The sequence below is a fragment of the Cyanobacteria bacterium GSL.Bin1 genome (genome assembly GCA_009909085.1).
Taxonomy (GTDB): Bacteria; Cyanobacteriota; Cyanobacteriia; order Cyanobacteriales; family Rubidibacteraceae; genus Halothece.
In genome coordinates, this window is sequence record JAAANX010000123.1 from 1 (window position 1) to 8,642 (window position 8,642).

The following is an 8,642-nucleotide window of genomic DNA, read 5'->3' on the forward strand; positions in this document are numbered from 1 at the left end:
AAGGGGATTTAATGTTGAGCGGTTTCCTCTTACTTCTTTGCATTGGCTTTATTGGTTTAACCTTACGGACTCAGCTATTAGTCACTTTAAATGAATCCCTCGCGATCGCGCGGGGCATTTCAGTTTCCCTTCATCGTACCTTATTTATTGTTCTCCTCTCTTTAGTTGTCGCCGTTTCCATCAAAGCAGTAGGCGTTTTACTCGTGAGTGCCTTTGTGGTGATTCCCGCTTGTACAGCACGATTACTGAGTCGCGGTTTTAGTCATTATGTGTTGTTTTCTGCCAGTTTTGGGGTGTTCTGTGCGGTATTTGGAATTATCTTCTCTGCGCTGTTTGATTTACCTTCGGGTCCGAGTATTGTTGCCACCCAGTTCGGTGTCTTTTTGAGCGCGATCGGATTAAGAAGAGCTTAACTTATTCTGATCTGAGGTGTAGAATATAATTAATTGACAAAAATTCTTAATTAATATGATGAAGGCAGAGCAAAACCCTTTCCCTGCAAAACCATTGAGTTTCACAAAGGAAGCACGCTTCAGCCAAGGACAGCATCTACCGATTTGTCAAAATTGGGCTTGGCTGATTGAAACCGGAGTCGTGAAAACTTATACTTGGAATGAGCAAGGAAACACCATTATTTTGGGCTATTGGGGCAAAGGAGAATTAGTTGGTCAAGCCTTATCGGTGGTTTCTCCCTATCAGGTAGAATGTTGCACCCCGGTAGAAGCACAACAAGTTCCTGCGACACTGTGGTCGAGTTGGGGAGAGTGTTTATCTCAGCGCTGTCAACAAGGTGAAGAATTATTATTCATTCATCGCTGTGAACCCTTGCAAGAACGGTTACGTTTATTCTTATTTTGGTTAGCCCGCAAGTTTGGACAACCCGTCCAAGAAGGGTGGCAAATCTGTTTCAAGTTAACCCATCAAGAACTAGCCGATGCCATTGGGAGTTCCCGTGTGACGGTCACTCGCCTTTTGAGAACGTTAGAACAAAAAGGAGTAATTGAGCGTTTCGGTCGCAATTGTATTGTAGTCAAAGATTAAAAATTAGTTTTCTATGTCTAACTGCTTAGTGATCGAACTAAACAATTTGAATAATTTTTGCCTGTAATAATTGAGCGACTTTCGGGTCATGAGAAGTGACGATCGCGCTCCCACCTTCTTGAGCAAATAAATCTAATCCTGCTAACATTAATTGCAATGATCTTGGGTCTTGTCCCACCGTAATTTCATCAAGCAAACAAACCGTTGGTTGTCGGGCTAAAACCGCAGCTAACGTTAAGCGTCTCTTTTGTCCTCTAGAAAGGGATTGTGGGTGACGATCGCGCAATTGAGCCAGGTTTAATTGGTCTAACCAACGATTAGAAATAGTTTTGTTAATTCCAGCTTGTTTCACTTCTGCTTCAACCGATTCTCCAAATAATTGATGTTCTGGATTTTGTAATACGAAACCAACCATTTTAGCCAGATCAGTAATCGGACGACCCGTTGCTTTTTTCCCGAACAGCCACCAGTTTCCTGTTTGCGGTTGTAATAATCCTGAGAGTAATTTTAAGAGCGTTGTTTTCCCACAGCCATTTTCTCCTTGTAATAAGATAATTTCTCCTTGATACAGTTTTAAATTGGGGAAAGCGGAATAGCCTCCCAAACTCAAATTATCCGTTTCTAAAACTAAAGTTGATTCCGAGGATCCGATGTTTGAATCTAGCTGAAGTTGTGAGGGAAAAGGAGAAAAATGATTAGGCGTTCCCTTTTTTAAATAGCCTTCCTCAAAATAAAAAGCGCGATTACATAAATCTCTCACTAAATCAAACCGATGTTCAACAATTAAAATCCCTTGTCCTTGCGTGGCGCGATCGCCCGAAGGGCGCTGGCAAAGCCAATCGCGCAACAATTGGCGTAACTGGTTACAATTACTTTTATCGAGATAAGCAAAGGGTTCATCGAGTAATAAAATCGATTGTCTCATGATTAAAAGACACGCTAAAACCAGGCGTTGTTTTTGTCCTGCTGATAGACGATCAATTTGCCATCGCGCTTTGGAACTTAGGCCAAATTCGCTTAAAGAATGATCGATAATCAAGGGAATGCGATCGCTGCTAATGTTTAAGTTTTCTAGTCCAAATCCTAATTCTTCCCAAACCGTATCGGTAAAGATTTGCGTTTCCACATTTTGTAATAAAACACCAAAATAATGAGCGCGATCGCGCACTGATTCTTCATTTAAAACTTGGTCTTTTACTAAAATATTTCCTGTTAATTCCCCTTGAACATGAGTGGGAGAAATACCAGCTAAGCAATTGAGGAGAGTACTTTTTCCACAACCCGTTGCACCAGAAATGAGTATAATTTCACCTGGGTGAAGCGTGAGATTAACATAATTCAAAGTGGGGTGAGATTGATTGCTGTAGGTAAAAGTTAAATCACTAATTGTTAACAAAGGGTTAGACATAAAATATTCCCCACAACAATCCGAAACAACTCAGGGTAAATAGAGTATCAGAAAAAGACCAAGTTAGCGGTTGACTCATACTGCGCGGTGAGTCGGGATCGTAACCGCGCGTTTCCAGCCCGATCGCGACTTCATCCGCATAAGAAACAATGCGAAAAATTAAAGGAATAAATAATCCTGAAACTAAATAGCGAGGCTGACGACTTAAATCAATTCCTCGCAACTGATTCGCTTCAATAATGCGGGTGGTTTCTCGCTGCATTAAGGGCAAAAAACGCCACGTTAGCATCACACTTAACACTAAAAAACTGGGAAGGCGTAACACTTGTAAAGCACGGACTAAAGATGCTGGCGGTGTGGTTGCAGAAAGTAATGGTGTGGGGAGAGTAATCGCTAAAAGACGAAAGGTGTTCGCGATCGCGAAATTCCAATCTCCTTGGGATAAACCAACTGCAATTAAAGTAAAAATCATTAGTAGCGCGATCGTTATCAGAATCAAGCGCAGAGTTAATTTAACTTCCCAAAGCATCAGGAAAATAAATACACTTGCCACTAAGCCTGCAGTTTGAATCTCTTGTAAAGCAAAGGCAATACTCGTAAAAACTAAACTAGCTGCAATCTTAGCTAGCGGATTAACCCTGACTAAAAAACTGCGTTTACGAGAGGCAAATGGGTTAAGCATCATAATTTCTTGTTTGTCATCTGATAACGAATGACTAATGACCAATGACCAATAACTAATGACTAACAATTTTCCCTGCTTTTTGTAATTGTGTGACTACCTTTTCCCCTAACCACCAGCCAACTGCACCAGACACTCCAGAAAGAACAGTCATCGGGGCTAAAATCCAAGATTGACTCAACCAAGCAGCAAACGCTTCTCCCGCCACATAAGCGCCAATTAACGCCCCCGCAACAGTCGCACTGCTAAAAAAAAGAATATTCCCCAACAGGCGATCGCGCTTTTTGCGATATCCCCCTCGCGCTAACATGACTGACTCGGTTACTAAAATCGCCACACCCAGAAAGGCAGTAATAATCAGAGAAACACGACTTAGAATCACCGCAAGGGTGCCAATGGTTAACGCAACACTACCACTGCGCTGTAATCTTGCCATCGCCAAGGTGAGAAAAATCCCCGCTAACGGCGCCCAGACAATGGTGCGAATTCCCGGCAACGGAATGGAAATCACCAAAGGAACGGTGACAATACTAGCAATGGCGATGCCAATACTCATAAAAGCAGCGAAGACATAATCTCCTAATTTCCAGGGTTTTCCGTTTTGCGATGACATAAACTTCTCCTAAAACTGACTGCGTAAGCCAAATAAAACCCGTAATCCTGGCGCTTCGGCGGTGGAAGTGGGATAAAAATAGTTCGTATCAAAGAGGTTTTCCACCGACAGAGTCAGTTCTTGTGTGGGGGTGAGTTGATATCCTAAGCCCAGATCAACCACCACTGCGCCCTCAGTTCCTTCACCAATGACACCGTCACTGACTAACACTTCTCCTTGGTCACCGTAGATGCGGGTTTGGAGAAAGCCACTGAAGCGATCCTCTTCGTACAATAAACGCACTAAAGCCGTTGTGGGGAAATCTTCTAGCTGACTCAACGGTTGACCGGAATCATCTTCACTGTCAACAATGGCGAGATTCCCTTCAATTGACCATTGTGAGCTAAACTGATAGCCGAGCTTAAATTCTACCCCTTGGATTAAAATGTCCTTATTGGCTGTTTGCAGGGTGGGACTACCCGGAGGTCCAGCAGGAGTCAAAGGCGCAACCCCGATAAAATTATTGATATCGTTGCGAAAATAGGTCACGCCACCGCTTAAGGTGTCATTATCAAAGTTGAGTCCGATATCGAAATTGTTGGCTCGTTCTGGGTCTAAATCAGGATTAGAGCGCACAACCCCGCGAGTGGGGGCAACAAAGTTTCCGGAAAAGAGGTCTTGCAAGGTAGGCGGTCGAAATCCTTGGGCAAAATAAGCACGGGCTGCTAAATCATCAGTCAGTTCATAGACTAGACCGGCATTAAAGGTAACGGCACTTTCATCACTTTCGTCTCCGCCACTTTCTGTATCAAAAGTATCAAAGCGAATCCCGCCCGCAAGGATTAATTCGTCAGTCGCATCAAATGTTGATTGCAGAAAGACCCCGTTAAAGGTTCGTGTCGCAAGCGGGGGATCGCTTTCTGAAAATTCACTGGGAGGAGAAGGAAACGTTGGATCAAAGAGAACAAAATCTCTCTCTGTATCGGTTTGGGAGGTTTGGGCATCTCGACTGAAATCATAGCCATAGGTGAGAACCCACTCTTCACCAAGATTGCTGGTTCCTTTTGCGGAAAAGCCAAAGGTTTCAGTGAGGGTATCTTGGCTGCTATCGTTAATTTGTACGCCTGTTACGAGGGTTGGCGGTCCAAAGCCGGTAGAGATCGGAAAGGGTCTGGTAATTTCTTGTGTGGAATCAAAGCGGCGATCGCTGCGGAGATAATACCCTTCTAACTCCAACTCAGTCGCCCCTTCTCGGGTGTAGGTTAACGACAGGCGATCCGTATTGCGAAAATCGCTTTCAGCGCGGGTGAAAGGTTCAGTAAAACCACTTAAATCCGCGTCATTTTGCCGGAACAGTTCTCCTCGAATCTCTAGACGATCGCGATCGCTAAAATCAATCCCTCCCGCCGCATAAGCATTGAAGACTTCATAATCAGTCCCCAGCGGAATATCATTACCATCCCCATCTTCCGCATCGCCTCCTGTTCGCGCTGCTAAGCCTAGAACATAGTTTGACCCCGCCACTTCCAAGTTGCCATTGAGTTCGGCAAAACCGCCTCCATAGAGATAGGAACGCACCCCAAATTCCCGATCGCGCCGAGGGGTAGTTGTAATCACGTTGACCACACCACCAAAGGCATCCGCCCCATAAAGAGAGGAAGCAGGACCTTTTAACACTTCGATCCGTTCAATGCGAAAGGGATCAATGGAACCAAAATCGGGACCAAACTCCAGATTTGGTTGACGGTTACCATTAACTAATAAGCCGATGCGTTCTCCTGTAATCCCGCGAATGTTGGCTGAAGCCGTAATCGGTCCGAGACGGTTCAGGGTTACGCCTGGCAGGGTTTGAATCGCGTCTCCAGTATTGCGGATTAACGCCCGTCGCTGATTGAGTTCTTCTTCTGTCACTGTTTCCACGCTGGCTGGGGTTTCTGCAACTGGGGTCGGACGACGCGCACTGATCACAACCAATTCAATAGGCGGAGGCAAAACGGTAACGGTGATTCCAGTGGGGACTTCTTCTAAAAAGATATCAGGTTGCTGATCGTTACCCACCACTTCCACTCGCACCGTCTCATCGTCTAAGGGAAACACCCTAATCGTGGCAATGTCAGGAGTCGGGTTATCGCGGATAAACTGATCCCCTGTTGCGAGGTTAAGTTGCGTATTGGGAAAATCGATCGCGATCGTGGTTTCATTCAAGCGCGATTGTTCCCCAGAAGGGAGTTGAAATTCTCCCGCACCAAGGGTGATCGCCAACCCCCCATCAGCAGTTGCTTCTACCTGCACTTGGGTAATTTCTCTGGTTTGCGCCAAGACAGGCTGCGCGATTGCAGTGATAGCCAATGCACTGAAACTCACCACTGAAAATAAACGGTTCACCTTCACTCCTCACATTCAGACAGGTTTCAATTCTTCTCAATTCCCGAAAGTAGGGATAAATTCTTAGGAAATCCTATCAACTTAACCAAAAACCATCTATGCCGTAGCGGGGGAGGGGGATATGATAAGGGTGAGTTTTGAAGGATTAATTTTACTCATGGCGTTGATTTTAGAGTTACTCGGCTTCAAACTCTTAATGGGACTTTAGCTAAAATCTGGACTCAATCTTGAATCCTTACACGCTACTTTATATTTCAAATATACTTACTTAGTTCTGATAAAACCGTTCTTGACTTTTCTCGCTAATTTTCCAATCTGCATTTTCGCCGCCAATAATGACCTGTTTGACGTGGAGAAAATCTTGACTGAGTTGTCTTAAAGAATTAATCAAAACATCCAATGCTACCGGATCACTCGTTCCCAAATCAAACCAGCAACGTCCCCAAGTTTCTTTATATTCAAACTCGCCCATATTATGCATCACCGACAATAAAGAGTTACTGGCTTGGTCATGATCATATTCCATATAACTGAGGTCAATGCCAGTTTCCATCACTTGGAAATTTTCGGCATTAAATCCCCCTAATTTCCCTAAATAAAACCAAGAATTAAACAATTCCTCAACATATTGACGTTCGGTAATCGAGGGAATGGTTTCAAATTCCAGCCAAATCCAAATATCAAACGGGTTAAACTCACGAAACGTCACTTCCATACAATTATTGGTTAATGATTACATCATCAAAATGAGTGAAATCTAAGTAGCGATCTCCATCAGGCGTATCATAAAAAATATCGACAAATTGATGATTCCATAAAATTTTAGTTGCGGGATACGTCTGACGAGCATGAGTCATTTGCGCTACTGTCTCATCAATGCCACTCAAAGACACTAGAATTTGCGCTTTTGATTGTAACAAGGACTCTGTCGTTTCTCCAAAAAGCGGACTCGTTTCATCAATATTAAAAGGGTGTCTTGTTTCCTTTTTTATCTAAATGGGGGGGTCGGGGGGCAATAATACCCCCACCATAATCTTTGATTTAGTGGGGGAGGATGTCACCTCTTAAGCTCCGATTAGACAAGTATTTTGAGATTTAATGAAAAAATGTAACGATAGTATTGACAAAACCCCACTGCCCCAGAAAAGTCCCCCGAAAGCCTATGCACTGGAGCACTACCAGCAGGCTCGAGACTCTCGGATTGACTTCTTAAAGGGGGTGACGTTCTCATGATGAGACCATTGACTGTGGACGATAGAGTTTTCTACACCACTCAGGGGTTTTGAGTCAAAACTTGTGCGCGTGCAGGACCTCAGCCTCACAGAGATAGGTGATACCCGAATAATCCTCGAAAAACTGCGCTGCCACCTCATCCGAAATCTTCAGAGCCATCTCCCGAGTGGGAGTGAGCACCTCGAACTTGATATTTGATTCGGTGTCACCAACGGTGGGTTGTCCCGACGAGCGGACATTGCGACTCCCTTTCCCACCAGTCTCCAACACAGTGTAACCAGTCGCTCCGGCTGCGTCGATGATCTTAGCGACCTTTTTCAGCAGCAACTTTTCCGTGATGATGACAAGCTTGTTGGCTTGCTTGGTCATATGGCTTACCTCCTTATACATGTATGGATTGAACTATGAGGTCGCCGGGTTAGGGGAGCACCGGCAACCGCGACTGAGCTGAAATTAGCTACCCCCCATCAGCGCCTGGGCAAGCCCGATGAACAGCGGTATGCCAATGGCAAGGGCAACGGGCGTGCCCACGGCTGTGGACGAGCCGATGTACGCCGAAGGATTCGCCTTGGGAATGCCAGCTCGTAAAGTAGGTGGACCTGAGATGTCTGAACTCGATGCAGCGATGACCGACAGAAGCACGACGCCGCCCGGGCTGAATCCCGTAGTAATGTGGGCAACATAGCCGAGACCAAAGCCAATAAGCCCATGCAGCAGCGGGGCGACCAAGGCATATATGGCATACCATTGAGCCACCTTGCGCAGCTCGCTGATCCGGGCCCAGGCTTCCATGCCCATGATCAGCATCAGGATCGACAGAAAGCCACGGAAGAGGGGATTGAAGAAGCTCTCATAGACACTTTCTGGACGGGTGAGTAGGCCGAGAGCGAGACCAAGCAATAGGGCGGATAGGGCAGAGCCCTGGAGGCTTTCCTTTACGATGGGCCAGATCTCAACCCGCTTGCCTTGCTGCTCGCGATACTCCTGCCTGGTGGTGGGATACTCTGGCGGGTTGCTCGGATACCCGCCTGCGTTAGCGCCCTGCTCACTGAAAACCTCACCGGCAGCAACCCGTTGCTTGCTGAGAGATTCCTGCTGGCTGAGAACTTCGCCGGCGGTCTCGCGTTGTTTGCCGACATAAATGCTAGCCAAGACGATCGCGGTGACCAGCGCTGGAATGTCCATAAAGGGATAGAGTGCGGCGGACCAGGCTTCGTATGACATGCCTTCCGATTCCAGCATCGTTATGCCGGCGGCGAGGGTAGAGCCACTCACCGCCCCGAACAAGCCCCCGGTGGCAA

10 protein-coding genes are annotated in these 8,642 nt (G+C 45.9%); 2 read left to right on the plus strand and 8 right to left on the minus strand.

All coding sequences use genetic code 11. From position 1 onward, the window contains the following. Together GVY04_15800 and GVY04_15805 are read left to right on the plus strand one after the other, a co-directional pair. Positions 1-413, plus strand: a 413-nt coding sequence (locus tag GVY04_15800; protein NBD17538.1) for a metal ABC transporter permease, incomplete at its 5' end; no start/stop codon positions are given. Positions 414-507: 94 nt separating this feature from the next. Next, positions 508-1,041: a helix-turn-helix domain-containing protein gene (locus tag GVY04_15805; protein NBD17539.1), complete on the plus strand. Its 534-nt coding sequence runs from the start codon at positions 508-510 to the stop codon at positions 1,039-1,041. 37 nt (positions 1,042-1,078) lie between these two features. Here GVY04_15805 and GVY04_15810 read toward each other — a convergent pair whose 3' ends face one another. The 8 genes from GVY04_15810 to GVY04_15845 form a co-directional block, all read right to left on the minus strand. Then, complete coding sequence (locus tag GVY04_15810; protein ID NBD17540.1) at positions 1,079-2,449, minus strand: ATP-binding cassette domain-containing protein; 1,371 nt, start codon at positions 2,447-2,449, stop codon at positions 1,079-1,081. Further along, entirely contained in the window at positions 2,442-3,131 is a 690-nt protein-coding gene (locus GVY04_15815) for an energy-coupling factor transporter transmembrane protein EcfT (protein NBD17541.1), read from the minus strand. Before GVY04_15815 ends, GVY04_15810 begins: the two co-directional genes overlap by 8 nt. A 55-nt stretch (positions 3,132-3,186) precedes the next feature. Continuing rightward, positions 3,187-3,744: a hypothetical protein gene (locus tag GVY04_15820; GenBank protein NBD17542.1), complete on the minus strand. Its 558-nt coding sequence runs from the start codon at positions 3,742-3,744 to the stop codon at positions 3,187-3,189. Between the two features lie 9 nt (positions 3,745-3,753). Beyond that, complete coding sequence (locus GVY04_15825; GenBank protein NBD17543.1) at positions 3,754-6,072, minus strand: TonB-dependent receptor; 2,319 nt, start codon at positions 6,070-6,072, stop codon at positions 3,754-3,756. A 304-nt stretch (positions 6,073-6,376) separates the two neighbouring features. Then, the gene (locus tag GVY04_15830; protein ID NBD17544.1) at positions 6,377-6,823 is read right to left on the minus strand and encodes a DUF3531 family protein; all 447 of its coding nucleotides are present in this window, start codon (positions 6,821-6,823) and stop codon (positions 6,377-6,379) included. Positions 6,824-6,827: 4 nt separating this feature from the next. Beyond that, a complete protein-coding gene (locus GVY04_15835; GenBank protein NBD17545.1) occupies positions 6,828-7,100 on the minus strand; it encodes a hypothetical protein in 273 nt (90 codons plus the stop codon). A 295-nt stretch (positions 7,101-7,395) separates the two neighbouring features. Next, complete coding sequence (locus GVY04_15840; protein ID NBD17546.1) at positions 7,396-7,710, minus strand: hypothetical protein; 315 nt, start codon at positions 7,708-7,710, stop codon at positions 7,396-7,398. A gap of 84 nt (positions 7,711-7,794) precedes the next feature. Beyond that, positions 7,795-8,642: sodium-dependent bicarbonate transport family permease (locus tag GVY04_15845; GenBank protein ID NBD17547.1), on the minus strand; the 848-nt coding region annotated here is incomplete at its 5' end.

Excerpts from the sequence above, each read along its gene's own strand:
- GVY04_15830 (NBD17544.1), bottom strand. The coding sequence starts at position 6,823 with ATGGAAGTGACGTTTCGTGAGTTTAACCCGTTTGATATTTGGATTTGG.
- GVY04_15820 (NBD17542.1), bottom strand. The coding sequence starts at position 3,744 with ATGTCATCGCAAAACGGAAAACCCTGGAAATTAGGAGATTATGTCTTC.
- GVY04_15840 (NBD17546.1), bottom strand. The coding sequence starts at position 7,710 with ATGACCAAGCAAGCCAACAAGCTTGTCATCATCACGGAAAAGTTGCTG.
- GVY04_15810 (NBD17540.1), bottom strand. The coding sequence starts at position 2,449 with ATGTCTAACCCTTTGTTAACAATTAGTGATTTAACTTTTACCTACAGC.
- GVY04_15815 (NBD17541.1), bottom strand. The coding sequence starts at position 3,131 with ATGCTTAACCCATTTGCCTCTCGTAAACGCAGTTTTTTAGTCAGGGTT.